General features: G+C 73.4%; 25 protein-coding genes. 15 read left to right on the top strand and 10 right to left on the bottom strand.

What is annotated here, in order from left to right:
* Positions 1–116 precede the first annotated feature (116 nt).
* Genes ABT296_RS25195 through ABT296_RS25185 form a run of 3 tightly spaced genes read left to right on the top strand, consistent with a single transcriptional unit; the run spans position 117 to position 2,635 of the window.
* Positions 117–863: an NUDIX hydrolase gene (locus ABT296_RS25195; protein WP_351930908.1), complete on the top strand. Its 747-nt coding sequence runs from the start codon at positions 117–119 to the stop codon at positions 861–863.
* Positions 860–1,879 carry an ADP-ribosylglycohydrolase family protein gene (locus tag ABT296_RS25190; RefSeq protein WP_351930907.1) on the top strand — a complete coding sequence of 340 codons (1,020 nt, stop codon included), beginning with the start codon at positions 860–862 and terminating at the stop codon, positions 1,877–1,879. The genes ABT296_RS25195 and ABT296_RS25190 overlap by 4 nt, the downstream gene beginning before the upstream one ends.
* Positions 1,880–1,882: 3 nt before the next feature.
* Positions 1,883–2,635, top strand: coding sequence for a nucleotidyltransferase domain-containing protein (locus tag ABT296_RS25185; RefSeq protein WP_351930906.1), 753 nt, complete (start codon positions 1,883–1,885; stop codon positions 2,633–2,635).
* Here the strand turns inward: ABT296_RS25185 and ABT296_RS25180 are convergent.
* Together ABT296_RS25180 and ABT296_RS25175 are read right to left on the bottom strand one after the other, a co-directional pair.
* Positions 2,561–3,304 carry a nucleotidyltransferase domain-containing protein gene (locus ABT296_RS25180; protein WP_351930905.1) on the bottom strand — a complete coding sequence of 248 codons (744 nt, stop codon included), beginning with the start codon at positions 3,302–3,304 and terminating at the stop codon, positions 2,561–2,563. The genes ABT296_RS25185 and ABT296_RS25180 overlap by 75 nt on opposite strands.
* A 22-nt stretch (positions 3,305–3,326) precedes the next feature.
* Positions 3,327–3,770 carry a Rieske (2Fe-2S) protein gene (locus ABT296_RS25175; protein ID WP_351930904.1) on the bottom strand — a complete coding sequence of 148 codons (444 nt, stop codon included), beginning with the start codon at positions 3,768–3,770 and terminating at the stop codon, positions 3,327–3,329.
* A 233-nt stretch (positions 3,771–4,003) separates the two neighbouring features.
* Here ABT296_RS25175 and aroH point away from each other — a divergent pair, with 233 nt between their 5' ends.
* The 5 genes from aroH (at position 4,004) to der (ending at position 8,452) form a co-directional block, all read left to right on the top strand.
* Positions 4,004–4,366, top strand: coding sequence for a chorismate mutase (aroH, locus tag ABT296_RS25170; protein ID WP_351930903.1), 363 nt, complete (start codon positions 4,004–4,006; stop codon positions 4,364–4,366).
* Positions 4,363–5,448, top strand: a complete 1,086-nt coding sequence (locus tag ABT296_RS25165; RefSeq protein ID WP_351930902.1) for a prephenate dehydrogenase — start codon at positions 4,363–4,365, stop codon at positions 5,446–5,448. The genes aroH and ABT296_RS25165 overlap by 4 nt, the downstream gene beginning before the upstream one ends.
* A gap of 125 nt (positions 5,449–5,573) precedes the next feature.
* On the top strand, positions 5,574–6,260 hold the full coding sequence (gene cmk, locus ABT296_RS25160; RefSeq protein WP_351930901.1) for a (d)CMP kinase: 687 nt from the start codon (positions 5,574–5,576) through the stop codon (positions 6,258–6,260).
* A complete protein-coding gene (locus ABT296_RS25155) occupies positions 6,257–6,904 on the top strand; it encodes a lysophospholipid acyltransferase family protein (RefSeq protein WP_351930900.1) in 648 nt (215 codons plus the stop codon). The genes cmk and ABT296_RS25155 overlap by 4 nt, the downstream gene beginning before the upstream one ends.
* A gap of 72 nt (positions 6,905–6,976) precedes the next feature.
* A complete protein-coding gene (der, locus tag ABT296_RS25150) occupies positions 6,977–8,452 on the top strand; it encodes a ribosome biogenesis GTPase Der (RefSeq protein WP_351930899.1) in 1,476 nt (491 codons plus the stop codon).
* 60 nt (positions 8,453–8,512) lie between these two features.
* On the opposite strand, the gene ABT296_RS25145 is transcribed toward der, so the two are convergent.
* Together ABT296_RS25145 and ABT296_RS25140 are read right to left on the bottom strand one after the other, a co-directional pair.
* Positions 8,513–8,827 (bottom strand): hypothetical protein, encoded by a 315-nt coding sequence (locus ABT296_RS25145; RefSeq protein WP_351930898.1) that lies wholly within the window; start codon positions 8,825–8,827, stop codon positions 8,513–8,515.
* 199 nt (positions 8,828–9,026) lie between these two features.
* Complete coding sequence (locus ABT296_RS25140; RefSeq protein ID WP_351930897.1) at positions 9,027–9,809, bottom strand: DUF8842 C-terminal domain-containing protein; 783 nt, start codon at positions 9,807–9,809, stop codon at positions 9,027–9,029.
* A 541-nt stretch (positions 9,810–10,350) separates the two neighbouring features.
* Here ABT296_RS25140 and ABT296_RS25135 point away from each other — a divergent pair.
* Positions 10,351–10,977, top strand: a complete 627-nt coding sequence (locus ABT296_RS25135) for a LysM peptidoglycan-binding domain-containing protein (RefSeq protein WP_351930896.1) — start codon at positions 10,351–10,353, stop codon at positions 10,975–10,977.
* A 119-nt stretch (positions 10,978–11,096) separates the two neighbouring features.
* Positions 11,097–11,636 (top strand): transglycosylase family protein, encoded by a 540-nt coding sequence (locus tag ABT296_RS25130; protein WP_351930895.1) that lies wholly within the window; start codon positions 11,097–11,099, stop codon positions 11,634–11,636.
* Positions 11,637–11,638: 2 nt separating this feature from the next.
* Here the strand turns inward: ABT296_RS25130 and ABT296_RS25125 are convergent, their stop codons facing one another.
* From ABT296_RS25125 to ABT296_RS25115, 3 genes are read right to left on the bottom strand one after another with little or no spacing between them, the layout of a single operon-like run.
* Complete coding sequence (locus ABT296_RS25125; protein WP_351930894.1) at positions 11,639–12,298, bottom strand: ABC transporter ATP-binding protein; 660 nt, start codon at positions 12,296–12,298, stop codon at positions 11,639–11,641.
* A complete protein-coding gene (locus tag ABT296_RS25120) occupies positions 12,295–15,687 on the bottom strand; it encodes an ABC transporter permease subunit (RefSeq protein WP_351930893.1) in 3,393 nt (1,130 codons plus the stop codon). Before ABT296_RS25120 ends, ABT296_RS25125 begins: the two co-directional genes overlap by 4 nt.
* Positions 15,687–16,160, bottom strand: coding sequence for a hypothetical protein (locus tag ABT296_RS25115; protein WP_351930892.1), 474 nt, complete (start codon positions 16,158–16,160; stop codon positions 15,687–15,689). Before ABT296_RS25115 ends, ABT296_RS25120 begins: the two co-directional genes overlap by 1 nt.
* A gap of 131 nt (positions 16,161–16,291) precedes the next feature.
* On the opposite strand from ABT296_RS25115, the gene ABT296_RS25110 reads away from it, so the two are divergent.
* From ABT296_RS25110 to ABT296_RS25100, 3 genes are all read left to right on the top strand, one after another.
* Positions 16,292–16,840: an MTB12 C-terminal domain-containing protein gene (locus ABT296_RS25110; RefSeq protein ID WP_351930891.1), complete on the top strand. Its 549-nt coding sequence runs from the start codon at positions 16,292–16,294 to the stop codon at positions 16,838–16,840.
* Positions 16,809–18,101 carry an ABC transporter substrate-binding protein gene (locus ABT296_RS25105; RefSeq protein ID WP_351930890.1) on the top strand — a complete coding sequence of 431 codons (1,293 nt, stop codon included), beginning with the start codon at positions 16,809–16,811 and terminating at the stop codon, positions 18,099–18,101. The genes ABT296_RS25110 and ABT296_RS25105 overlap by 32 nt, the downstream gene beginning before the upstream one ends.
* A 118-nt stretch (positions 18,102–18,219) precedes the next feature.
* Positions 18,220–19,245 carry a helix-turn-helix transcriptional regulator gene (locus ABT296_RS25100; RefSeq protein ID WP_351930889.1) on the top strand — a complete coding sequence of 342 codons (1,026 nt, stop codon included), beginning with the start codon at positions 18,220–18,222 and terminating at the stop codon, positions 19,243–19,245.
* On the opposite strand, the gene ctaD is transcribed toward ABT296_RS25100, so the two are convergent.
* Complete coding sequence (gene ctaD / locus ABT296_RS25095) at positions 19,136–20,815, bottom strand: aa3-type cytochrome oxidase subunit I (protein ID WP_351930888.1); 1,680 nt, start codon at positions 20,813–20,815, stop codon at positions 19,136–19,138. The genes ABT296_RS25100 and ctaD overlap by 110 nt on opposite strands.
* Before the next feature lie 436 nt (positions 20,816–21,251).
* On the opposite strand from ctaD, the gene ABT296_RS25090 reads away from it, so the two are divergent.
* A complete protein-coding gene (locus ABT296_RS25090; RefSeq protein ID WP_351930887.1) occupies positions 21,252–21,467 on the top strand; it encodes an I78 family peptidase inhibitor in 216 nt (71 codons plus the stop codon).
* 81 nt (positions 21,468–21,548) lie between these two features.
* On the opposite strand, the gene ABT296_RS25085 is transcribed toward ABT296_RS25090, so the two are convergent.
* Complete coding sequence (locus ABT296_RS25085) at positions 21,549–22,553, bottom strand: phosphatase PAP2 family protein (protein ID WP_351930886.1); 1,005 nt, start codon at positions 22,551–22,553, stop codon at positions 21,549–21,551.
* A gap of 217 nt (positions 22,554–22,770) precedes the next feature.
* Entirely contained in the window at positions 22,771–23,004 is a 234-nt protein-coding gene (locus tag ABT296_RS25080; protein ID WP_351930885.1) for a hypothetical protein, read from the bottom strand.
* A 180-nt stretch (positions 23,005–23,184) separates the two neighbouring features.
* Here ABT296_RS25080 and ABT296_RS25075 point away from each other — a divergent pair, with 180 nt between their 5' ends.
* Complete coding sequence (locus ABT296_RS25075) at positions 23,185–24,786, top strand: MFS transporter (RefSeq protein ID WP_351930884.1); 1,602 nt, start codon at positions 23,185–23,187, stop codon at positions 24,784–24,786.
* Positions 24,787–24,791: the final 5 nt, after the last annotated feature.

The raw sequence follows: 24,791 nt of genomic DNA, 5'->3' as shown, positions 1-24,791 counted from the left end.
CCGGTACCGGGATTCCCGGTACCGGCCGCCTCTTCTTGTGCGGAAGGGGCGGAGGCAGGCGCTGGGGGCTTGCGGGGGCGGGGCCGCACGCTTTATGGTCACAGTGACTACTGGTCATGCTGACCATAAAGGAGGTGATCGTCGTGCGGGGATACGACAAGTACGCGCACGAACCCTTCGCCGTCACCGTCGACCTCGCCGTCCTCACCGTCCGCGAGGGCGCCCTGCACGTGCTGCTCGTCGAGCGCGGACAGGAGCCGTACGCCGGCCGGCGGGCCCTGCCCGGGGGCTTCGTGCAGCCCGACGAGTCCGCCGAGACGGCCGCCCTGCGCGAACTCGCCGAGGAGACCGGCCTGTCGGACGTCTCCGGCCTCCACCTGGAACAGCTGCGGACCTACAGCGAGCCCGGCCGCGACCCCCGGATGCGGGTCGTCTCGGTCGCCTTCGCCGCCCTGCTGCCCGACGCGCCCGAGGTGCACGGCGGCAGCGACGCGGCGGACGCCCGCTGGGTGCCGTACGACCGGGCCGGGGGCCTCGCCTTCGACCACGACCGGATCCTCGCCGACGCCCACGACCGGGTCGGCGCCAAGCTGGAGTACACCGGCCTCGCCACCGCCTTCTGCCCGCCCGAGTTCACCCTCGGCGAGCTCCAGCAGATCTACGAGGCCGTGTGGGGCACCGTCCTGGACCGGCCCAACTTCCGCCGCAAGGTGCTTGCCACGCCCGGCTTCGTCGAGGCCGTCCCCGGCGCCAGCCGGCTCACCGGCGGCCGGGGCAAGCCCGCCGCGCTCCACCGCGCGGGCACCGCCGCCACCCTCCACCCGCCGCTGCTGAGGCCGACCCCGGAAGGACCCTCCCTATGACCGCCCCCGGAAACAAGCGCGCCGCCACCGGAACCCTGATCGGGCTCGCCCTCGGGGACGCGCTGGGATTCCCCACCGAGTTCAACGACGTGCCCTCCATCCTCGCCAAGTGCGGGCCCTGGCGGGAGATGGAGCTGCCCCAGCGGGCTCTCGTCAGCGACGACACCCAGATGACCCTCGCCCTCGGCAGGGGACTGCGCACCGCCATGGACCGTGGCACCCTCGCGCCCAAGCGGCTGGAGCGCCCGGTGCGGGAGGAGTTCGTCGAGTGGTACCGGTCCCCGGAGAACAACCGCGCCCCGGGCCGGACCTGTCTGACCGCCTGCGACCTGCTCAAGGCCGACGGACGCCTCTGGCAGGACGCCAGCCAGATCGACTCGAAGGGCTGCGGCGCCAACATGCGCGTCGCGCCGATCGGGCTCGCCCCCGGACTGAGCGACGAACAGCGCGCGGGCGCCGCCCAGTTGCAGTCCGCGCTCACCCACGGCCACCCCACCGCCCTCGCCGCCTCCGACCTCACCGCGCACGCCGTACGGCTGCTCGCCCAGGGCGCCGAGCCGACCGGACTGGTCGGCCTGCTGCGCTCGTACGCCTACGACAACCGCACCCGCTACCACCACACCTGGCTCGGCGACCTGTGGACCCGCAGCCACGACCCGAGCCCCGAGCACTTCATCGCGCGCGGCTGGGACGAGTGCCTCGCCGTCCTGGAACGGCTCCAGCGGGCCGTGCGGGCCGGCTCGGTCGAGACCGACCCCTGCCTGGCCACGGGGGAGGGCTGGATCGCCGAGGAGGCGCTCGCCACCGGGCTGCTGTGCTTCCTGCTCCTGGTCGACGAGCCGGTCACCGCGCTGCGGCGGGCCGCCTGCTCCTCCGGCGACTCCGACTCCATCGCCTGCCTCACCGGTGCCTTCGCCGGCGCGTACCTCGGAGCCGACGCCTGGCCGCGGGAGTGGGCGGACCGCATCGAGTACCGGGCCGACCTGCTCACCCTCGGCTCTCTCTGGGACGCTTAGCGGATGATCGACGCCCTGGACATCGACCTCGCGCCCGTCGTCGCCGAGCAGCCCGACCCGGTGCTCTTCGCCACCGTCTCGGGCGCCCATCTCTACGGCTTCCCCTCCCGGGACTCCGACGTGGACCTGCGGGGCGTGCACCTGCTGTCCGCCGCCGACCTCGTCGGACTGCGCGAGCCGGCCGAGACCCGGTCCCGGATGTGGGACCGGGACGGCGTCGAGATGGACCTGGTCACCCACGACCTGCGCAAGTTCGTCCGGCTGATGCTCCGTCGCAACGGCTACGTCCTGGAGCAGTTGCTCTCCCCGCTCGTCGTGCACACCACCGACGCGCACCGCGAACTGGCCGCGCTCGCCCCCGGTGTCCTCACCGCCCACCACGCCCACCACTACCGGGGCTTCGCGACCACCCAGTGGCGGCTGTTCACCAGGACCGACGAGCTCAAGCCGCTGCTCTACACCTTCCGGGTCCTGCTCACCGGCATCCACCTGATGCGCGCCGGCGAGGTGCAGGCCCATCTGCCCACCCTGCTCGGCCAGGTGCCCGAGGCGCCCGCGTACCTGCCGGAGCTGATCGCGGCCAAGGCGGAGCAGGAGCACGGGGCGGCCGACGTCGACCACGCGCGCGTGGAGGCCGACGTGACGGCCCTGCACGCGACTCTGGACGAGGCGCAGACGGCGTCAGCGCTGCCCGAGGCGGCGACCGCCCACGACGCCCTGCACGACTTCGTCGTACGGGTCCGGCTGGAGGGCTGAGGCGCGGCGGACGCGGACGAGGAAGTCCTCCACCCGCCGCCGGTCCGGCTCGGCCGGCAGCGGACTGCGCCCGGCCGCCCGCTCCGCCTCCTCGGCCAGCCGGTTCATCCACGCCTCGACCTCCGGCCACGGCACCTCCCCGCGCTTGACCGCCAGCAGCGGCTCGCGCCGGTCGCCGACGTCGATCGTGAGGGCGCCGGTGCGCAACAGGTCGCCGGCGCTGATCAGCAGCCGCAGCAGGTGCATCGCGTGCTTCCAGCGCGGGGCGCCGTGATTGCGGACGTCGGCCTGAAGCTTCTTGTGCTGGCCGAGCGCGTACCGCGCGAACGTGTCGTGGGCCTGCCGGGAGAGGAAGGCGTCCCGCAGGCCGAGCAGCTCGCGGCCGGTGGCGTCGGCGTGCTCCACGAGGGGGGAGTGCAGACACTCCAGGATGTTGGGGTTCGCGCGCAGCGCCAGCTCGCAGAAGCGCTCCAGCTCCCAGCTGAACTGCTCCTCGGCCGGGCCCTCCACATGCGTCGGCGGCTTGTCGAAGCGCCAGAACAGGGGAGTGGGGGCGAGGAAGACGCCCCGCCGGTCGGTGTCGCTGCCGTCCGTCGCGAGACCGAAGGCGCGCGAACCCATCACACAGGAGTAGACCGTGTGGTCGCGTACCAGCGTCTCGGGGTCCATGACGGGGAGCGTACGCGGCACCTCACACCAGGCGAATGGAGTTTCCCTGCACCGTGATCCGCTTCTCGGGCAGCGGCATCGTCGCCGGCGGGCTCATCACGGCGCCGTCGGTGATCGAGAACTTGCTCCCGTGGCAGGTGCAGTTGATCGTGCCGTCCGTGACGCTCGCCACCGGGCACCGCTGATGGGTGCAGATGCTGGAGAAGGCCTTGAACTCGCCGTCCTCCGGCTGGGTCACCACGACCTCCTGGTCCTTGAAGATCTTGCCGCCGCCGACCGGGATGTCGTCCGTGGTGGTCAGCTCCTGGCCGCCCGCCTGCGCGGACCCGGTGCCGGTCTCGTCGGTCTCGACGGTCTGCTCGGAGGAGCCGCCGTCGTCGGAGCCGCCACAGGCCGCGAGGAGCGGCGGGAGCGCCGCCGCTCCGGTGGCGAGGAGGATCGTGCGCCGCGTCGGACCGTTCGTCATGTCGTCACTCCGGGGAAGCGGAAGGGCCGGGGGCGGAGGTCAGCCGGATGGACAGCATCCTCGCACCGAAAGGAACGAAGTAGAAGCAACCGGGAGTGAACGCCCGAAACGTGCGGGCGGTACGGGCCGTCGCCGCCCGTCTCAGGAGACGGGCGCCGCGCACCCCCGCACCGGGCGCTGACTAGGCTGGATACACACAGAGTCGATCCGTACAGCAGCAAGGGAGCCAAGCCGTGGCGGTACGAGCGGTCCGGGGCGCCGTCCAACTCGACGTGGACGACGCCGGCCACATGGACGAGCGGGTCGGAGCCCTGCTCACCGCCGTCCTGGAGCGCAACGCCCTGACCACGGACGACCTGATCAGCATCTGGTTCACGGCCACCCCCGATCTGCACAGCGACTTCCCCGCGGCCGCCGCCCGCAAGCTCGGCATCGTCGACGTACCGCTGATCTGCGCGCAGGAGCTGGACGTCGAGGGCGCCATGCCCCGCGTGGTCCGGGTCCTCGCGCACATCGAGTCCGACCTGCCCCGGGCCGAGGTCGCCCATGTCTACCTCGGTGCCGCGGCCGCCCTGCGCAAGGACGTCGCCCAGTGAGAACCGCACTCGTCATCGGCACCGGCCTCATCGGCACCTCCGCCGCGCTGGCCCTGGTGAGCCGGGGCGTGATCGTCCACCTCACCGACCACGACCCCGAGCAGGCCCGCACCGCCGCCGCGCTCGGCGCCGGCACGGACGAGGCGCCCGAGGGCCCGGTGGACCTCGCGATCGTCGCCGCGCCGCCCGCGCACGTGGCCGGGGTGCTCGCCGACGCCATGCGGCGCGGCGTGGCCCGCGGCTACCTCGACGTGGCGAGCGTCAAGGGCGGACCGCGCCGCGAGCTCCAGGCGACGGGCCTGGACCTCTCGGCGTACCTCGGCACCCACCCCATGTCGGGCCGGGAGAAGTCCGGCCCGCTCGCCGCGAGCGGGGACCTCTTCGAGGGCCGGCCCTGGGTGCTGACGCCGACCCGCGACACCGACACCGAGGTCCTGAACCTCGCCCTGGAGCTGGTCTCGCACTGCCGGGCCGTACCGGTCGTCATGGACGCCGACGCCCACGACCGGGCCGTGGCCCTCGTCTCCCACATGCCGCACCTGGTCTCCAGCATGGTCGCCGCACGCCTGGAGAACGCCGAGGAGGCCGCCGTACGGCTGTGCGGGCAGGGGATCCGCGACGTGACGCGGATCGCCGCCTCCGACCCGCGGATGTGGATCGACATCCTCTCCGCGAACCCGGGACCCGTCGCCGACCTGCTCGCGGACGTCTCCGCCGACCTCGACGAGACCGTCCGGGCGCTGCGGGCCCTGCAGTCCTCCGACGACGCCAAACGCCGCGAGGGCACCGCCGGCATCGAGGACGTCCTGCGCCGCGGCAACGCGGGCCAGGTCCGGGTGCCCGGCAAGCACGGCTCCGCGCCGCGCGTCTACGAGGTCGTGGCCGTGCTCATCGACGACCAGCCCGGCCAGCTCGCCCGGATCTTCGCCGACGCCGGCCGGGCCGGGGTCAACATCGAGGACGTCCGCATCGAGCACGCGACGGGCCAGCAGGCCGGTCTGGTGCAGCTCATGGTCGAGCCGAACGCGGTGCCCGTGCTGACGGCCGCGCTGCGGGAGCGGGGCTGGTCGATCCGCCAGTGAGGCCCCGCCGCCGCGGGGGCCGTCGGCGGTCGGCGTCCGGACGAGTGACGGGCGCCCGGTAACCTGGTGCGGGGCACCATCGCGCCCCCGCACCCCGCCACACAGCACCAGGAAGGTGTCCCCCCGTGGAAAACGGCGCCGCCCAGCCCGTGATTGTCGCCATCGACGGCCCCTCCGGCACGGGCAAGTCGAGCACGTCGAAGGCCGTCGCCGCCCAGCTCGGCCTGAGCTACCTCGACACCGGCGCCCAGTACCGGGCGATCACCTGGTGGATGGTGACCAACGGCATCGACGTCGACGACCCGGACGCCATCGCGGCCGCCGCCGGCAAGCCCGACATCGTCTCGGGCACCGACCCGGAGAAGCCGACGATCACCGTCGACGGCATCGACGTCGCCGCCCCGATCCGCACCCAGGAGGTCACCTCCCAGGTCAGCGCGGTCAGCGCGGTGCCCGAGGTGCGGTCCCGGATCACCGGGCTCCAGCGCTCGATCGCGGCCGGCGCCGAGGTCGGCATCGTCGTCGAGGGCCGGGACATCGGGACCACCGTGCTGCCCGACGCCGACCTGAAGATCTTCCTCACCGCCTCGGCGGAGGCCCGCGCGGCCCGCCGCAGCGGTGAGCTCAAGGGCGCCGACGTCGCCGCCACCCGCGAGGCCCTGATCAAGCGGGACGCGGCCGACTCCAGCCGCAAGACCTCCCCGCTGGCCAAGGCCGGCGACGCGGTGGAGGTCGACACCACCGCGCTCACCCTCGCGCAGGTCATCGAATGCGTCGTGACCCTCGTCGAGGAGAAGCGGGCGGCGAAGTGACCGAGCTGCCGTCCCCACGGGGCGCCGAGGTCGGCCGGCGTATCGGCGTCGGTCTGATGTACGGGCTGTGGCGGCCGCGGGTGCTCGGCGCCTGGAGGATGCCGGCCTCCGGCCCGGCGATCCTCGCCGTCAACCACTCCCACAACATCGACGGCCCCATGGTCATGGGCGTGGCACCCCGGCCGACGCACTTCCTGATCAAGAAGGAAGCGTTCATCGGCCCGCTCGACCCCTTCCTGACCGGCATCGGCCAGCTGAAGGTGGACCGCGCGACCACCGACCGCACCGCCATCACCCGGGCCCTCGGCGTCCTGGAGAACGGCGGCGTCCTCGGGATATTCCCCGAGGGCACCCGGGGCGAGGGCGACTTCGCCTCCCTGCGCGCGGGGCTGGCCTACTTCGCCGTGCGCAGCGGCGCGCCGATCGTCCCGGTCGCCGTCCTGGGCAGCACCGAACGCCCCGGCCGGCTGGTCAGGGCACTGCCCGCGCTGCGCAGCCGCGTCGACGTCGTCTTCGGCGACCCGTTCGAGGCGGGCGACGGCAGCGGACGGCGCACCCGCACGGCACTGGACGAGGCCACCGAGCGCATCCAGAAGCAGCTCACCGAGCACCTGGTCAACGCCAGGCGGCTCACCGGGCGCTAGGCCACACTTGAGTAGTGGATCACCCGGATCGGGCGGTCCACCGATCACCACACTGAACGAGGTACGGACTTCATGAACGACCAGATCCACTCCGAGGGCGCGGGCGAGGCGCACGACCACGGGGCACTTGGCGACGCCGAGTACGCGGAGTTCATGGAGCTCGCCGCGGAAGAGGGCTTCGACGTCGAGGACGTCGAGGGCGCCATCGAGGCGGCGGGCCACGGCCCGCTCCCGGTGCTGGCCGTCGTCGGCCGCCCGAACGTCGGCAAGTCGACGCTCGTCAACCGCATCATCGGGCGCCGCGAGGCCGTCGTCGAGGACAAGCCCGGCGTCACCCGCGACCGGGTGACCTACGAGGCCGAGTGGGCCGGGCGCCGCTTCAAGGTCGTCGACACCGGCGGCTGGGAGCAGGACGTCCTCGGTATCGACGCCTCCGTGGCCGCCCAGGCCGAGTACGCCATCGAGGCCGCCGACGCCGTCGTCTTCGTCGTCGACGCCAAGGTCGGCGCGACCGACACCGACGAGGCGGTCGTACGCCTGCTGCGCAAGGCCGGCAAGCCCGTCGTGCTGTGCGCCAACAAGGTCGACGGGCCGAGCGGTGAGGCGGACGCCTCCTACCTGTGGTCCCTCGGGCTCGGCGAACCGCACCCGGTCTCGGCCCTGCACGGCCGCGGCACCGGCGACATGCTGGACGCCGTGCTCGACGTGCTGCCCGACGCGCCCGAGCAGTCCTTCGGCACCGCGGTCGGCGGTCCCCGGCGCATCGCGCTGATCGGCCGCCCCAACGTCGGCAAGTCCTCGCTGCTGAACAAGGTGGCGGGCGAGGAGCGCGTGGTCGTCGACTCGCTCGCCGGCACCACCCGGGACCCGGTCGACGAGCTGATCGAACTCGGCGGTGTCACCTGGAAGTTCGTCGACACCGCGGGTATCCGCAAGCGGGTCCACCTCCAGCAGGGCGCCGACTACTACGCCTCGCTGCGCACCGCCGCCGCGGTGGAGAAGGCGGAGGTGGCGGTCGTCCTGATCGACGCCTCCGAGAACATCTCCGTCCAGGACCAGCGCATCGTGACGATGGCCGTCGAGGCCGGGCGCGCGATGGTCGTCGCCTTCAACAAGTGGGACACCCTCGACGAGGAGCGCCGCTACTACCTGGAGCGGGAGATCGAGACCGAGCTGGCCCAGATCGCCTGGGCGCCCCGGGTGAACGTGTCGGCGCGCACCGGCCGGCACATGGAGAAGCTGGTCCCGGCGATCGAGACGGCCCTGGCCGGCTGGGAGACCCGGGTGCCCACCGGGCGCCTCAACGCCTTCCTGGGCGAGCTGGTCGCCGCGCACCCGCACCCGATCCGGGGCGGCAAGCAGCCGCGCATCCTGTTCGGCACCCAGGCCGGCACCAAGCCGCCGCGGTTCGTGCTCTTCGCCTCCGGCTTCATCGAGGCCGGCTACCGCCGCTTCATCGAGCGCCGGCTGCGTGAGGAGTTCGGCTTCGAGGGGACCCCGATCCACATCTCGGTGCGGGTCCGCGAGAAGCGCGGGCGGAAGAAGTAGCCCCGAGGGCACGGGAAGAGGGCGGTCCCCCGACGGGGGGACCGCCCTCTTCCCGTCGCCTCAGAGGCTCTTGCGCGGAACGGGCTGGAGCGCCGTGCTGCCGGTGCCCTGCGGCCCGATGTGCCCGACCCGCTGCCACTGCGACTGCCGGGCGCTGTGCGCGCCCGCGCTGTAGGCGCTGTACAAGCTGGAGAAGGACCCCGGCCGGTGGCCGCCGTACGAGCCCGTACTGTGCGGGATGTTCCCGAAGGCGGTGAAGCCCAGGTCCTCCTCGCCGCTGCGGTCGCCCGGCAGAGTGCGGAAGGATTTGACGTACTCGGCGTAGAGCGCGTCGTAGATCGGCGTTGCCGACGGAGAAGCATCGTATGCGTGCACGTATGTCCAAACGACGGGCCCCTGCAAGGGATGCGGTCGTGAGACGTACTCGGGGTGCGGGGAACTGCGCGGAAAACACCGGCGATTCGCGGTCGCCGTCCGTCGCGCAGTCCCCTCCCGGCGGTCGGTCGGGTGCTCGCTCGGATGCCTGGCCGGGTGCCGGCTCGGGTGCCGGCCCCGTGCCCGCCCGGGTGTCGGCTCAGGTGCCGGCGAGCGGCAGTGCCGAGGCCACCAGCTTGCCGTTGGCCGCGGCCTTGTCGAGCGCGTCCCGCAGCAGGTCCTCCCGCGGCTGACGGCCGATGGAGCCCACCGGCGCCGCGAACAGCAGCACCTGCTGGTGCTTGTTGGCGGCGGCCCGCCACCCCTCGGTGACCTGCAACGGCTGGTGGGCCTGCCACCAGGCGACCGGCTGGCCGCCGCCCGGGCCCGGCTGGAGCACCGCGTGCAGCTGCCCCATGGCCAGCAGGACGGACCAGCCGTGCAGCACGGGCGGCACCGACTCGATCTGCGTCATCGGCATGAACCCCTGCTCGATCAGCAGCGGCAGGAAGTCGTCGCCGATGTCGGTGGAGCCGGGGCGGACGATGGGCCCGGTCGGCTCCACCACCAGCGCCGGGTGCAACTCCCCGGCGATCAGGATCAGTCCGCTGGTCACGCCGAGCACGGCCTGCTCGGGCGCCGCCCGGTCCGGCTCCAGGTCGGGGGAGTCGCCGGTGATGGACCGCACCGCTCCCTGGAGCTGCTCCTCGGTGACCTGGACGACCTGCGAGGGCAGGCAGGTGGCGTGGGCGAAGGCGAGGACGGCGGTCTCGTCCCCGATGAACAGAACGGTGCTGGTGCGCTCCTGTTCGGAGTCGCCCTGGGTGCGACAGGAGGTGCAGTCGTAGCTGCCGGGGGCGTTGTCTCCGGCGAGCAGCCGGTCGGCTTCTTCGTCGCCGATCTCGGCACGTACCTCGTCGCTGACGTCGAGCATGCGCGGCACGGGTGGCTCCCTCGGGATGTGGTGTGTGGCGCGGCCGGGTGGCCCCCGGCCCGTGATCCGGGGTGGGTCCCGGGCTCATGCAGAGACAACGGGTGATCTGTGGCGGGAGTCACGCGCCAGGACGAACGGAATCGAACCGACCGTCGCGTTCGGTCACCTCGGGCACGGAATCGGGCACTCCTGGTCAAGTAGTTGACAGGTCAAGGCGGTTGGTCCGGTGAAGTGAGTCACAGATCGGCGAGGCTGCTGGTCGACATATCCGCATATCGGGACATGAAGTGGGTGGCCGGAAATCGCCGATACCCGCGGTAACGGCGAACTGGCCAGGAATGACAAGGAGTTGGTTGATACCGGGCGCCCGTTCTCCCTACATTCCTCCGCCGGGTGCACAGCGCACCGCCCGGGCACGTCCGCCGACCGCACCACCGCAAGGCTCACAGCACCATCCCCGCCGGCGGAGGGGGCCGAACGCGACGACCGCGACCCAGTGCGCGGAGCGCGCCCGGCCCCGGGGACCCCGGGTCAGTCGGGAGGGAACTCCATGGCCGAATGTTCCGGACACGCCGACACCACGCGCGACACCGCCCGTAGGGCGCGTACGACGGCGGTCCTCGCCGGGGCGGCCCTGCTCGCCCCGCTCGGGCTGCTGGCCGCCGGCGGCAACGCCGCCGCGGCGGACGGCGGAGTGTGGGACCGCATCGCCCGGTGCGAGAGCGGCGGCGACTGGCACATCAACACCGGCAACGGCTACTACGGCGGACTCCAGTTCTCCGCGAGCACCTGGCGGGCCTACGGCGGCACCGCCTACGCGGCCACCGCCGACCGGGCGAGCAAGGACCAGCAGATCGCGGTGGCCGCCAAGGTGCAGCGCGCCCAGGGCTGGGGCGCCTGGCCCACCTGCTCGGCGCGCGCCGGGGCGCACGGCCCCGCTCCCGCCACCGCACCGGCGACGGCACAGGCGGCACCGGCGGCGAAGGCCCCCGAGCGGGCCCCGGACCGCACCGACCGCGGCTCCTCCCGCGGCGACCACGTCGTACGCCAGGGCGACACCCTCAGTGCCGTCGCCGCCCGCCACGGCACCACCTGGCAGCGCCTGTACGCCGCCAACAAGGCCGTCATCGGCGGCGATCCCGATGTGATCGTGCCCGGACAGCGCCTCGACGTCTGAGCGGCGCCCGCTCGCCGGGCACCGGGGCCCCGTCCGTCGGTCCGCCGACCGGGTGGGGCCCCTCGGCCCACCGACGCGCCGGGACCGCCCCCGCGCGCGCCCCTGCTTAGCGTGGGCCGATGTACCGCACGACGATCACCCTCGCCCTCGCGGCCGTCCTGCTCACCGCCGTCGACCCCGCGGCCGCCCACGCCGTGCCCCCTGCGGCGACCCCCCGGATCCCGGACGCGGCCCGGCTCCCCGCCTGCGCCGCCGACCAGTGGCCCTGGGGCTGTATCGCCGAGTGCGAGAGCAGCGGGAACTGGCACATCAACACCGGCAACGGCTACTACGGCGGACTCCAGTTCTGGCAGCCCACCTGGAAGGAGTTCGGCGGCCTGAAGTACGCCCCGCGCGCCGATCTCGCCACCCGCGCCGAGCAGATCGCCGTCGCCCAGAAGGTCCTGGCCGTGCAGGGCTGGGGGGCCTGGCCCGTCTGTTCCAAGCGGTACGGGCTCAAGGGCCGCATGCACACGGTCAAGAGCGGGGACACCCTCTCCGCGATCGCCCGCAAGTACCGGGTCAAGGGCGGCTGGCAGGCCCTGTACAAGCTCAACAAGAAGACGATCGGCGGCGATCCGGACCGGCTGCGGACCGAGGTGCTGCTCCTCCTGCCGTAGGTCTACGCGGCTCCGTCGGCCGGGGAGCGCCCCCACTCCGCCGCCTCGCCCGCGAACACGACCGAGCCGCGGCGCAGTTCGTACACCAGCGCGGGCCGGTCGCGCAGGACGGGCGGCAGCCGCTGCTCGGCCAGGACCACGCAGGCGTCCAGGCCGGCGAGGAGTTCGTAGGTGCGGGCCGCCACCGCGGGGGACATGCCCTGCGCCGGCTCGTCCACGAGCACCGCGCGCGGGCGGCCCAGCAGCGCCCGGGACAGGGCGAGCATGCGCTGCTCGCCGCCGGAGAGGGTGCCGGCCCGGCGGTCGAGCAGCCTCTCCAGGCGCGGGTAGGCGTCCAGGGCGGGGCCGGGGGCGGAGGCGGTGAGTTCGAGGTTCTCGCGGACGGTCAGCGAGCCGAAGACGGCCCGGCGGTCCGGGACCAGGCACAGCCCACGGCGGGCGCGTTCGTGGGCGGGGACACCGGTCATGTCGACGCCGTCCCACACCACCGCCCCCGCGGTCAGGCCGACGGTTCCGGCCAGTGCGCGCAGTACGGTCGTACGGCCCGATCCGTTGCGGCCGAGCAGGACGGTCAGGCCCGGCCCCGGCGCGGCGAGGGTGACGCCGTGCAGGGCTTCGAGGGGGCCGTAGCGCACGCGCGCGCGGCGCAGGGAGAGCGTCATGCGGGGGTCTCCCGGGCCGCGAGCGTGTCGAGGACCCGGCCCGGGGGACCGGAGGCGACGACGCGGCCGGCCGCCATGACGTGGACGACGTCCGCGAGGTCGGCGACGAGGTCCAGGTCGTGCTCCACCACCAGCAGGGCGGTGCCGTCGGCGGCGAGCGCCATCAGGACCCGGGCCAGCGCGGTGACCTCGGCGGTGTCGAGACCGGCGGCCGGTTCGTCCAGCAGCAGCACCCGGGGGCCGCCCGCGAGGGCGCGCGCCAGCTCGACCCGGCGGAGGGTGCCGGTGGGCAGGTCCGCGGCGGGTGCCTCGCGCACCGGGCCGTCCAGGCCCATGAGGCGCAGGGCGCGGTCCACGGCGGCCGGGTCGTCGACATGGCCCTGTTCCGCACCCACCCGGACGTTCTCGGCCACGGTCAGGGACGGGAAGACGGCCAGCTGCTGGAAGGTCCGCCCGACGCCGAGCCGGGTACGGGTGTGCGCGGGCAGCCGGGTGATGTCCCGGGCGCCGTAGCGGACCTGGCCCTCGGAGGGGCGCAGGGTGCCGGCCAGGCAGTGGAACAGGGTGCTCTTCCCGGCGCCGTTGGGGCCGACGACCGCGGTGATCCGGCCGGGGTGCACCTCCAGGTCGACGCCGTCCAGGGCCCGGAAGCCGTCGTAGGACGCCTTGAGGCCGCGGGTGGTCAGGAGCGGGGGGTGTGCGGTCGAGGGGCGCCGGGCGGGGGCGGCGGGTCTGGTGGGGCTGGCAGGGGCGGCGGGTCCAGTGGGTCCGGTGGGGCCGGCCGGTCGTACGGGCCCGTCGGCGTCGTGCGGGCCCGGTCGAGCCTGCCCCGGCCGACCGGGGTGGCGAGCTGCCCGCCCTGCGTCTTCGGCGGCCGGTCCTGGGGCCGGTGTGCGAACCCCTGTGAGCCGTGCGCGCAGGCGTTCGCGTGCCGTCGGCCGGTCTTTGGCCCCTGCGGGTGTTCCGGTGGCCGGTGTGCGGGCTCCCGCGCGTACGCCCTCGTCGGGTGCCGCCCGTCGGCCTCCGGCGTCGGCCGAAGTCCCGGTGGCCGGTGGCGGGGATCCTGGGCGCCGCGCGCGTGCCTCCTCGTCGGGTGCCGGCTGTCGGTGTCCGGCATCGGCTGAAAGGCCGGCAGGCGCCGTGCGGTATGCCGCGAGCCGCGAGCGCAGCCGTGCGCGCACCTCCTTGCCGCGGGCTGTTCGCCGACCCGCGGCTCCGGCTTCGGTTCCGGCAGGCGTGCCGGCGGCCCCCGTGCGGGCCTCCGCGAGCCTCGGGCGCGCCGTCTCCCCCCGGGCTGTTCCCCGGCTCTCGGCTCCGGCAGGTGTTCCGGCGGCTGGTGTGCGCGCTCCCGTGCGTACCCCCTCGTCGGGTGCCGCACCTCGGTCTCCGGCTCCGGGCGAAGTCCCGGTGGCCGCCGTGCGGGCTCCCGCGAGCCGTGCGCGCAGCTGTGCGCGCACCTCCTTGCCGCGGGCTGTTCGCCGACCCGCGGCTCCGGCTTCGGTTCCGGCAGGCGTGTCGGCGGCCCCCGTGCGGGCCTCCGTGAGCCGCGCCCGTACCGTCTCGCCGTGTGGCGTCAGGCGGGAGCCGGGGCTCGGGCGGAGCCGGGCCGTCAGGTCGCGCAGCGCCTCGTGCGGGCCCCCGGGGAACCGTCCCACCAGCACCGCCAGTACGCCGATCAGGGCCGCCGCCACACCGCCCCGCGCGCCCGCGTCCAGACCCACCAGCAGGGCCGCCGCCGCGAGGGCGCCCAGGGTGCTGTCGGCGCCGAGCACCACGACGGCCGCGAACCACAGCAGGCCGCGCACGGGGTCGAAGGCGCCGGGTTCGAAGGCCCGCAGGCCCATGCCGAGCATGCCGCCGCCCAGCGCGGCCAGCGCGGCGCCCGCGACGAACGCCAGCAGCTTCAGCGACGGCACCCGCACCCCGGCGGCCGAGGCGCCCGCCTCGTGGTCCCGCATCGCCGCCAGGGCGCGGCCCGTCCGGCCGGTGCGCAGGGTGCGGGTCGCCAGCAGGGCCGCGGCCAGCAGGAGCAACTCCAGGACGTAGTAGGCGCGGTCGCCCTCGAAGCCCGCGGGGCGGCCCAGCGCCAGACCCGATGTCGCGTACGGCTGGGCGAAGACGAAGCGGCTCACGCCGACGCCCACCGCGAACGTCGCCAGCGCCAGCGCCAGGCCGCGGCGGCTGATCGCGGGCCAGCCGGTCAGCAGGCCCAGCGGCGCCACCAGGAGCACCGCCAGCGCCAGCGCGGCCAGCTCCGGCAGCCGGGGCAGCCCCGGGAAGCGGCCCGCCGCCAGCAGCGCCGTGAACAGGGCGCCGAGGCCCGCGTAGGCGGCCTGGCCGAGGGAGATCTGGCCGCCCCGGCCGGTGACCACGACCAGGGACAGCAGCACCACGCCCAGCGCCGGGACCTGGACCGAGGTGTGCAGGTCGCGCCCGGCGAAGCCGAGGGGCAGCAGGAACAGCACCAGCGCCACGATCCACGCCCCCGGAGGGGTCGGCACGCGTGCGGTGGCCGTGCGCGGCAGGGCGTCCCGCGCGCCGACGCGCGGCAGGGCCAGCGCGGCGATCAGCAGGGCCACCACGAACAGGTTCGCCCCGACCGCCTGGAGCAGCGGCTCGCCCCAGCCCGAGGGGTGCAGCCGCGTCAACTGGGCCTGGGCCACGCCGATGCCGAGCGCGGTGAGCACGGCGACCGGCAGGCTCCGCATCCGGGCCGCCACCGCCACCGCCACGACCTCCATCACCAGCAGCGGCAGCCCGTAGGGGTCGAGGCGCACGTACGGCGCGAGCAGCACCCCGGTCAGACCGGCCGTGAACGAGCCGAACGCCCAGCCGGCCGAGGCGACCCGGTCCGCGTCCACCCCGCCGAGCACGGCGAGTCGCCGGTCGTCCACCACGGCCCGCAGCTCCCGCCCGAACCGGGTCCACCGGACGACCGCCCCGACGGTGCAGGCGAGCGCGAGGACCACCGCGAGCTGCCCCCACGGGTCGGCCGACCCCAGTACCTCGGGCGCGTCGTCCCGGGCCCCCTGCCCCCACAGCAGCGCGGCCCCGCCCACCAGCAGGACGAACACGCCGATCGACGCGACCAGCGTCCGGGCCGGATCACCGCCGAGGACCGACAGCGGGCGGAAGACGAACCGTTCCAGGGCCACGCCGACGGCGGGCGCCAGGACCAGCAGGGTGACGGCGGTCCCCGCCCACAGCGGCCAGCCCCACTCGACCACGCACTGCCGCAGCGCGTAGGCGCAGACCATGGCGACGGCGCCGTGCGCGAAGTTCAGCACCCCGGTGGCCCGGTACGTCACGACCAGGCCGATCCCGGTGAGCGCGGCGGCGGCGCCGACCGAGAGACCGGCCAGGGTGAGGTCGTACGTCAGGCCGGACATCAGTCGTCCGCTTCGTCCGGCTCACAGATCGGGCACGGGCCGAGTCCGCCGCCCCGCACCAGCCCGGCGTCCACCGGCACCGCCTCCGCCTTGCCCGCCACCAGCGGACAGTCGGCCCGGTGCCACAGCGTGCCGCCCGGCACCATCAGCAGGTCCCCGCTGACCGCGAGCGGCGGCGCGGGCCGCCCGGGCGGCTCGGAGTCGTCCGGACCGGCCGCGACGAGCAGCCCGTACATCTCGTCGACACGGGCCGCGGTGAGCGCGTCACGACCGCGCGCGAGGAGGACCGTGCCGGCCACGATCAGCGCCGCGCCGGGCACCGTGCAGGAGGCGAGGTAGGGCAGCTGCCGCTCGGCGAACCGCTCGCCGGAGACGCCGTACCAGCCCAGGACGCAGAGCACCGCGCCCGCGGCGAGGGCGGCCCAGCCGGCCCACAGGACGGGCTGCTTGTCACGCGGTCGGGGTGTCCGCATCGCTGGCTCCTCTGGCTTCACACGTCATATGTCTGTCCATGTCAGCCGATGGCTTGCACTATGCCCCTTGTGAGCTGACCCTGAAAGCACCGGGCGCACCCGGCCCGGACCGACACCCGGTGGTGAGCCAGATGGTTCTCGGGAGCGACCTCAGTCGGCGCAACGCGGGCCGCGGCACCGCCCTGGCGGCGGCCCTGCTGCTTCTGCTGGCCCCGGCCCTCGCGGCCTGCAGCGACGACGAGGGCGGCGGCGACGCGACCCCGCCCACCCCCTCCGTGGAACGCACGGCCAGCGCCCCCGCCGCGACCGCGCCGGCCGACGCCGGGGCGGCCGAGCAGGAGATCAAGCAGAACTGGCAGAAGTTCTTCGACCCCGGTACCTCCCTCGACGACAAGCAGACCGTCCTGGAGAACGGCGAGGAGATGGCGCCGGTGCTGAGGGCGTTCAGCGGCGACGAGCGCGGCGGACAGGTCGAGGCCCAGGTCACCGAGGTCGCCTTCACCTCGCCCACCGGCGCGGACGTGACGTACACGCTCACCCTGAACGGCGCCACCGCCCTGCCCGACGCCGCCGGGACGGCCGTCGAGCAGGACGGCACCTGGAAGGTCTCCGCCAGGACGCTGTGCGCGCTGGTGCAACTGAGCGGCAATGGCTCGGCCTCGCCGGTCCCGGGCTGCTGAGGCGCTGGCCGCGCTGCTGCTGGTGGTGCTGAGCGCGGCCTGCGGCAGCCGCCTGCCGGAGAGCGACTTCGAGGGCGGAACCCGTACGTCCGCCGACCCGGACGCCGGGCCGATCCGGGTCGGCATCATCACCAGCGCGACCAGCCCGGTCGGCGGCAACGCCTTCACCGGCCCGCGCGACGGCGCGAAGGCGTACTTCGAGCACCTCAACGCGCGCGGCGGCATCGGCGGGCGGCCCGTCGAGGTGCGGCTGTGCGACGACGGCGGCAGCGGCGTCGGCAACAACGAGTGCGTGCACCGGCTGATCGACGAGGACAAGGTCGTCGCGCTGGTCGCCACCACCGCCCTCGACTACGCGGGCGCCTCCCGGGTCTCCCGCGCGCGCGTGCCCGACATCGGCGGCCAGCCCATCGGCGCCGCCTACGACACCTGGCCCCACCTGTACGGCGTCTACGGCAGCCTCGCGCCCCGCCGCGGCACCGTCGGCTGGGACGGGAAGCTGTACGGCGGCACCGAGGTCTACCGCTACTTCAAGCGCGAGCACGGCGCCCGCACGGCCGCCGTCGTCTCCTACAACCAGTCCGCGTCCGCCGCCTACGCCCGGCTCGTCGAGCGGGGACTCAGGGCCGAGGGGTACGAGGTGATCACCGAGCAGGTGGACTTCGCGCTGCCCAACTTCCGCGCCGTCGCGGCGGATCTGAAGGACCGGGGCGCCGACCTGGTCTTCGACGCCATCGACAGCCACGGCAACGCCCGGCTGTGCGCGGCCCTGGACGACGCCGGTGTCCGCCTCACCGCGAAGGTGACGAACGTACAGAACTGGACGTCCACCGTCGCCGACGACTACGAGGACGCGCCGTACTGCCGCAACGCCCTGTGGGCGACGGGGTCCAGCCGCAACTTCGAGGACACCGGCAATGCCGCGGTACGGGAGTTCCGGGACGCCACCGAGGGTCTCGAGACGCACTCGCAGTGGCAGCTGGAGGGGTGGGCGGCCGCCCGCTGGTTCACCGAGGCGGCCCGCGCCTGCGCGGCGGCCGGCGTCACGCGCGCGTGCGTGGACGACCGGATGAGCCGTGGCCAGGACTTCACCGCGGGCGGGCTGCTGCTCCCGGTCCGCTTCGCGCACCTGCCCGAACCGCCCGCCACCCGCCGGGCGTGTCTGTCGGTGGCCCGCTGGCAGGACGGCCGGGGCTGGGTGTCGCAGGGCGACATGGACCGCACCTGTTTCGTGGTGCCGCAGCTGTCCTACACGCCGTGAGACGGACGAGCCGACACGAACCCGAGTGAGGGCCAGGTGTCCATATTCAACGCCCAGATGTTCATGAGTTGAGCATTGCGGACCGTAACTGTCCGATAGCGCTGGCAGACTCGGCGCCATGTTGGAGACCTCGGCACGACTGCTGCGCCTGCTCTCGCTTCTCCAGACCCACCGGGACTGGTCCGGCGCCCAACTCGCCGAGCGTCTCGGTGTCACCGCGCGCACCGTGCGCCGTGACGTGGACCGGCTGCGCGAACTGGGCTACCCCGTCAACGCCAGCCCCGGCTCGGGCGGCGGGTACCAGCTCGGCGCCGGCGCCGAACTGCCGCCGCTGCTGCTGGACGACGACGAGGCGGTCGCCGTCGCCGTCGGCCTGCGCACCGCCGCGGGACAGGGCATCGAGGGCATCGGGGAGACCTCGGTGCGCGCGCTCACCAAACTGGAACAGGTCCTGCCCAACCGTCTGCGCCGCCGCGTCAGCGCCCTGAACGCCTTCACCGTGCCGATGCTGCGCAGCCTGCCCTCCGCGGTCGACCCCGGAGTCCTCACCGAACTGGCCCATCTGTGCCGGGACGCGGAGGCGCTGCGCTTCGAATACCGGGGGCACGACGGCACGCTCACCCGCCGCAGGGCCGAGCCGCACCGCCTGGTCTGCACCGAGCGGCGCTGGTACCTGGTCGCCTGGGACCTGGACCGGGACGACTGGCGCATCTTCCGCGTCGACCGCATCACGCCCCGCCCGCCCCACGGCCCCCGCTTCACCCCCCGCCGCCCGCCCGCCGACGACCTCGCCGCCTACGTCTCCCAGGGCGTCTCCACCCGCGCCTACGCCACCCAGGCGCTGGTGCGGCTGCTGGTCCCGCTGCGGGAGGCCGCCGAGCACATCTCGCCCTCCGCCGGGGTGCTGGAGCCGGAGGGGCCGCGGAGCTGTCTGCTGCGCACCGGGGCGGGCAACCTGGACGTGATGGTGATCCATGTGATGCTGCTGGGCCTGGAGTTCGAGGTGCTGGAGCCCGTCGAGCTCACCGACGCCATCAGGACCGCTCGGGACCGGCTGACCCGGGCTCTGGAGCGAGCGCCGCGAACGTGGGATGGTGCAGGTCGAACGCCGGGGACTCCGAGCGGATCCGGGGCAGAGTGGTGAAGTTGTGCCGCGGCGGCGGGCAGGACGTCGCCCACTCCAGCGAACGCCCGTACCCCCAGGGGTCGTCGACCTCGACCTTCTCGCCGTACTTCGCCGTCTTCCAGACGTTGTAGAGGAACGGCAGCGTCGAGATGCCGAGCAGGAACGCGCCGATCGTCGAGACCGTGTTCAGCGCCGTGAAGCCGTCCGCGGCCAGGTAGTCGGCGTAGCGGCGCGGCATCCCCTCCGCGCCCAGCCAGTGCTGCACCAGGAACGTGGTGTGGAAACCGACGAACAGCGTCCAGAACTGGATCTTGCCGAGCCGCTCGTCGAGCATCCGGCCGGTGAACTTCGGCCACCAGAAGGAGAACCCGGCGAAGATCGCGAAGACGACGGTGCCGAAGACGACGTAGTGGAAGTGCGCGACCACGAAGTAGGAGTCCGTGACGTGGAAGTCCATCGGCGGCGAGGCCAGGATCACCCCGGTCAGACCGCCGAACAGGAACGTCACCAGGAAGCCCACCGACCACAGCATCGGGGTCTCGAAGGAGAGCGAGCCCTTGAGCATGGTGCCGGTCCAGTTGAAGAACTTCACCCCGGTCGGCACCGCGATCAGGAAGCTCATGAACGAGAAGAACGGCAGCAACACCGCGCCGGTGGCGAACATGTGGTGCGCCCACACCACCACCGACAGGCCGGTGATCGCCATCGTCGCCCCGATCAGCGTCAGGTAGCCGAACATCGGCTTGCGCGAGAAGACGGGGATGATCTCGCTGACGATCCCGAAGAACGGCAGCGCGATGATGTACACCTCGGGGTGGCCGAAGAACCAGAACAGGTGCTGCCACAGCAGCGCGCCGCCGCTGGCGGGCGCGAAGATCTGCGAGCCGAAGCGCCGGTCGGCCTCCAGGCACAGCAGCGCCGCCGCCAGCACCGGGAACGCCATCAGGATCAGGATCGACGTGAACAGCGTGTTCCAGACGAAGACCGGCATCCGGAACATCGTCATGCCCGGCGCGCGCATCCCGATGATCGTGGTGACGAAGTTGACCGCGCCGAGGATCGTGCCGAACCCGGAGAGCGCGAGCCCCATGATCCACAGATCGCCGCCGATGCCCGGTGAGCGCTCCAGGCTGTTGAGCGGCGCGTAGGCGAACCAGCCGAAGTCGGCCGGCCCGGACGGCACGAACAGCGAGCTGATCACGATCAGCCCGCCGAACAGGTAGAGCCAGTAGGACAGCATGTTCAGCCTGGGGAAGGCGACGTCGGGCGCCCCGATCTGGAGCGGCATCAGCTCGTTGGCGAAGCCCGCGAACGCCGGGGTCGCGAAGAGCAGCAGCATGATCGTGCCGTGCAGCGTGAACAGCTGGTTGAACTCCTGGTTGTCGATGAGCTGGAGTCCGGGCCGGGCCAGCTCGGCCCGCATCAGCAACGCCATCAGACCGCCGAGCAGGAAGAACGCGAACGACGTGATCAGGTAGAGATGCCCGATCCTCTTGTGGTCGGTGGTGGTCAGCCAGTCGACGACCGCCCGGCCCTTGTGCTTGGTGTGCACGGGTCGTACCGGCGTCCGCACGGTCTCAGTGGCCATCGCTCGCTCGCCCCTTCGCTCGCCTGCCCCGGCCCGTCGAAGCCCGCGCCGCGCGTGCCCGCGAGCCCACGCCATGATGCTCGCGCGGCCCTGCCTCCGACAGGGGGGCGTACGCGGTCGCTGTGGAGCGACGAGGCAATTCCTGTGCGGTTTCGGCCCTTCCGGAGCCGCGCGGAATCGCGTGGGGAAAGAGGTCCGGGGAGAGTTACCCGGGAACTTTCCGACGGCCTTTTCGGAGAGCCGGCACGACACGCGGGAATTACGTTCGAATGCCCGCGAAAGGCGTACGGAACCGCTCGAACGTGTGATGCGGTTGGGCCGAAACGCGTGTCGTGATCCTGTGACAGAAGCGTGACCGGAGGGGGATGAGTACGGCGAGTGGCCGAGGTGGCCACCCCTCTGGCCGCCACCGCCGCCGAGGGCCTAGCGTGGCCGCATGGCACCGATTCCGACACCTTCCGCAGAACCCCGGGACCAGCCGGAGAGCTATCTCGGCCTGGCCGCCGACCGCGCCGAGCGGCTCGCCCGCGAACGGGGCTGGTCCACCGTCCGGTCCCTGCCACCGGGCGCGATCATCACCATGGAGTTCATGAGCGGCCGCCTGAACTTCGAGGTGCGTGACGGCCTGGTGACCAGGGCCTGGAAGGGCTGAGACGGCGGACGACGGCCCCGGCCCCTCACCAGGAGGGGCCGGGGCCGTCGTGTGCGTACCGGGCCCGCCGTCCTTCGCCGGTCAGCCGCCCGTCACCGGGCGCGGAGCGGAGGCCGTGCCGCGGCCCAGCCGGTCGGGGTGCGGCGGCCGGCGGCTGCCGACCGGGGTGACCGGGGTGCGCTCCGAGCGGGCCGTGTGCGGGCCCGGCGCCAGATGGACCGGCGCCCGGGGCGAACGGGCCGTGGGGGAGACGTCCTGGGCCGACTCGCGCGGCTTGAGCAGCACCGGGACCCCGACCGGCGTACCCGGGACCGGCCCCGTGGCGGGACGGCCGGCCCGCCGGCGGTCGCGCAGGTCGAGGATGACGGACTCGGCGCGGGCGATCAGCGGCTCGAACCAGGGCAGCGCGAGCAGGATCAGCAGGCCCGCGGCCCAGCCCAGCAGGACGTCGCTCAGCCAGTGCGTACCGAGGTACACGGTGGACAGGCCGACGCCGAGCGAGGTCACCGCCGACAGCGCGGACAGCCAGCGGCGGGCTCTCGGGGTGGAGGCCATGTAGGCCAGGATTCCCCAGGTCACCACGGCGTTGGCGGTGTGGCCGCTGGGAAATATATCGCCGCCGAGCCACATCTCGTTCGAGCCGACCTGGGTCGCGTAGTGCGGTCCGAGGCGGCCCATGCCGATCTTGGCGGCGCCGACCGAGAGGTTCAGCAGCAGCAGCGAGACGCCGAGCGTGAGCAGCGGCCGCAGCGTGTGCTGGCGCCAGGAGCGCCAGCCCAGCCAGGCCGCGATCATCACCGCGGTGGGGCCGCGCTGGCCGAGCACCACGTAGTAGTCGACGAATGCGTGGATCTCCGACCACTGCTGGTACGGCCGGAAGAACATGACCTGCCAGTCGAGCCGGACCAGCCACGAGGTGATGACCACGGCCCAGACGATCGCCACATAGAAGGCCAGGGTCGCGGCGAGAAGAGCGACCCTGTGCCGGCTCATTCTCGGCACGTCGATGTGGGCCGGCCGTTCCGGCTCACGGTCCAGCCTCGCGAACACCCGGTCCAGACGGGTGAGGTTTCGTTCGGTACGCACCCAATCGACGTTACAGCGAGTGAGCTCTGGCGCCCGTCGAATCCGCCGGTTTGTGATGACGATGTGATGTGGGATTCCTCTCAACGGGCGCCTTATTTCCTGTGACTTCGCATTCGGCGGCGGCCGGGCCCTTCAATTCCTTTGATCATTCATGCGTACGGTTTTATACCGCTTTTGAATTCGTTCACCGAAACCTGGTGCTGAATTCTCCTGGCGATCACCGGACGTGCTCGAACGGGTCACGGCGGGCGGCGCCCAGGGGCGCGAGCGCCATGCCCGGAGCGCACCGGACGACGTACGCGCCCGGCGCGGTCGTGCCGGGGGCGGGGGAGGGGGCGCGTCCCATCGTCCGCGCGCGGCCGGCGGGCGCCGCGCGTCGGTCCCGCACGAACGAGGCGGTCCCGGCTCCCGGCAGCCGGCCCTCCACGGAGGCGGGAGTGGCGTACGCCACACGTGTTCAGTCCGGAGTCTGAGAGGTCCGCCACTGGCCACCGGCGCGGACTCGCGTACGCTGACGAGTCACTCGCTTCGTTGCGCGGGCCGGGGATCACCGCTCCTCTCCGGCCGAGTCACGGGGAGTCCCCACCCCGTGAGCCCGCCGAAGTCGGGGGAACGTCTGGGAGGTACGTACATGTCCGGTACGACCACGGCCGCTGTGCTGCGCCGTCGGGCTGCCGGGGCCGGTGCCAACCGCTGGGTCGTCCTCGTCGTCCTCTGCGCCAGCCTGCTGCTGGTCGCCGTCGACGCCACCGTGCTGCACGTGGCGGTACCCGCCGTCACCGAGGATCTCAGGCCGGGCGCCATAGAGCTGCTCTGGATCGTCGACATCTACCCGCTCGTCTGCGCCTCGCTGCTGATCCTCTTCGGCACGCTCGGTGACCGCGTGGGCCGCAGACGGATCCTGCTCCTCGGCTACGCCCTGTTCGGCGTCGCCTCCGCGATGGCCGCCCTCGCCGACACCGCCCAGGTGCTGATCGTGGCCCGGGCGCTGCTCGGCGTCGGCGGCGCGATGATCATGCCGGCCACCCTGTCGATCCTCCGCCAGGTCTTCCCCGACCGGCGCGAGCGGGCGCTCGCCATCGGCATCTGGAGCGCGGTGGCCGCGGTCGGCGCGGCCGTCGGACCGCTGCTCGGCGGGTTCCTGCTGGAGCACTTCTGGTGGGGCTCGGTCTTCCTCGTCAACATTCCGTTGATGCTGGTCAGCCTGCCCGTGGGCCGGATGCTGCTGCCCGAGTCGAAGGGCACGGCGGACGGACCCTGGGACGTGGCCGGCGCCCTGATGGCGGCGGCCGGTCTCTTCGGTGTCGTGCTGGGCGTGAAACGGCTCGGCGGCGGCGAGCTGGACGGCGGCACCGCGGTCCCCCTGCTGCTGGGCGCCGCCCTGCTGATCCTGTTCGTACGGCGCCAGCGGCGCCGCGAGCACCCCCTGGTCGACCTCGGGATGTTCGCCCGTCCCGCGTTCAGCACCTCGGTGGGCTGCATCGTCCTGGCGATGCTCGCCCTGGTCGGCCTGGAGCTGATCGCGGCCCAGTACCTCCAACTGGTGCTCGGACTGTCGCCGCTGGAGACCGGGCTGCGGCTGCTGCCCCTGACCATCGCGGCGATGAGCGCCGGACTCGCCGGCGCCCGGATGCTGCGCCGGTTCGGGCCGCGGACGATGGTGTGCTCCGGGTTCTGCCTGACCGCTTTCGCGGTGGTGCTGCTGACCGCGATGGGCGGGACGGACAATCCCGCGCTGATGCTCTCCGGGTTCGTGCTGCTGGGCTTCGGCCTGGAGACCACCCTGTTCGGGGCGTACGAGTCGATGCTGAGCGAGGCCCCGCCGGACCAGGCGGGCGGCGCCGCGGCGATCGGCGAGACCTCCTACCAGCTCGGCGCGGGCATCGGCATCGCACTGCTGGGCAGCGTGATGAACGCGGCCTACGCCCCCGGCCTGGCGTCCGTGCCCGGGGTCCCCGCCTCGGCGTCCGCGGCGGCCGGGCACTCGCTGGGCGAGGCCTACGAGGTCGCCGGCCGGCTGGGCGGCACCGCCGGGGAGACCCTGCGCGAGGTGGCCCGGAACTGCTTCGTCCACGGGCTCCATGTGACGCTGCTGGTCAGCGCGGGGCTGCTGCTGCTCGGCGCGGTGATGGCGCTCAGGCTGCCCCGGACCATGAACTGCGAGCAGCTCGCGGCGGCGCCCGTGGAGGTGCCCGCGCCCCGGGAGGTCGCGGAGTCCCCGGTCTCCGCCTGAGAAGG

It is taken from the genome of Streptomyces sp. NPDC000983 (genome assembly GCF_040299205.1).
In the GTDB taxonomy this organism is placed as follows: domain Bacteria; phylum Actinomycetota; class Actinomycetes; order Streptomycetales; family Streptomycetaceae; genus Streptomyces.
The sequence above is the reverse complement of the archived record's forward strand: the minus strand, read 5'-3'. Positions and strand labels throughout refer to the sequence as shown.

Coding starts and splice junctions, on each gene's coding strand:
- ABT296_RS25195 (WP_351930908.1), top strand. CDS start 117: ATGCTGACCATAAAGGAGGTGATCGTCGTGCGGGGATACGACAAGTAC.
- ABT296_RS25190 (WP_351930907.1), top strand. CDS start 860: ATGACCGCCCCCGGAAACAAGCGCGCCGCCACCGGAACCCTGATCGGG.
- ABT296_RS25185 (WP_351930906.1), top strand. CDS start 1,883: ATGATCGACGCCCTGGACATCGACCTCGCGCCCGTCGTCGCCGAGCAG.
- ABT296_RS25180 (WP_351930905.1), bottom strand. CDS start 3,304: ATGGACCCCGAGACGCTGGTACGCGACCACACGGTCTACTCCTGTGTG.
- ABT296_RS25175 (WP_351930904.1), bottom strand. CDS start 3,770: ATGACGAACGGTCCGACGCGGCGCACGATCCTCCTCGCCACCGGAGCG.
- der (WP_351930899.1), top strand. CDS start 6,977: ATGAACGACCAGATCCACTCCGAGGGCGCGGGCGAGGCGCACGACCAC.
- ABT296_RS25135 (WP_351930896.1), top strand. CDS start 10,351: ATGGCCGAATGTTCCGGACACGCCGACACCACGCGCGACACCGCCCGT.
- ABT296_RS25130 (WP_351930895.1), top strand. CDS start 11,097: ATGTACCGCACGACGATCACCCTCGCCCTCGCGGCCGTCCTGCTCACC.
- ABT296_RS25125 (WP_351930894.1), bottom strand. CDS start 12,298: ATGACGCTCTCCCTGCGCCGCGCGCGCGTGCGCTACGGCCCCCTCGAA.
- ABT296_RS25120 (WP_351930893.1), bottom strand. CDS start 15,687: ATGTCCGGCCTGACGTACGACCTCACCCTGGCCGGTCTCTCGGTCGGC.
- ABT296_RS25115 (WP_351930892.1), bottom strand. CDS start 16,160: ATGCGGACACCCCGACCGCGTGACAAGCAGCCCGTCCTGTGGGCCGGC.
- ABT296_RS25110 (WP_351930891.1), top strand. CDS start 16,292: ATGGTTCTCGGGAGCGACCTCAGTCGGCGCAACGCGGGCCGCGGCACC.
- ABT296_RS25105 (WP_351930890.1), top strand. CDS start 16,809: ATGGCTCGGCCTCGCCGGTCCCGGGCTGCTGAGGCGCTGGCCGCGCTG.
- ABT296_RS25100 (WP_351930889.1), top strand. CDS start 18,220: ATGTTGGAGACCTCGGCACGACTGCTGCGCCTGCTCTCGCTTCTCCAG.
- ctaD (WP_351930888.1), bottom strand. CDS start 20,815: ATGGCCACTGAGACCGTGCGGACGCCGGTACGACCCGTGCACACCAAG.
- ABT296_RS25090 (WP_351930887.1), top strand. CDS start 21,252: ATGGCACCGATTCCGACACCTTCCGCAGAACCCCGGGACCAGCCGGAG.
- ABT296_RS25075 (WP_351930884.1), top strand. CDS start 23,185: ATGTCCGGTACGACCACGGCCGCTGTGCTGCGCCGTCGGGCTGCCGGG.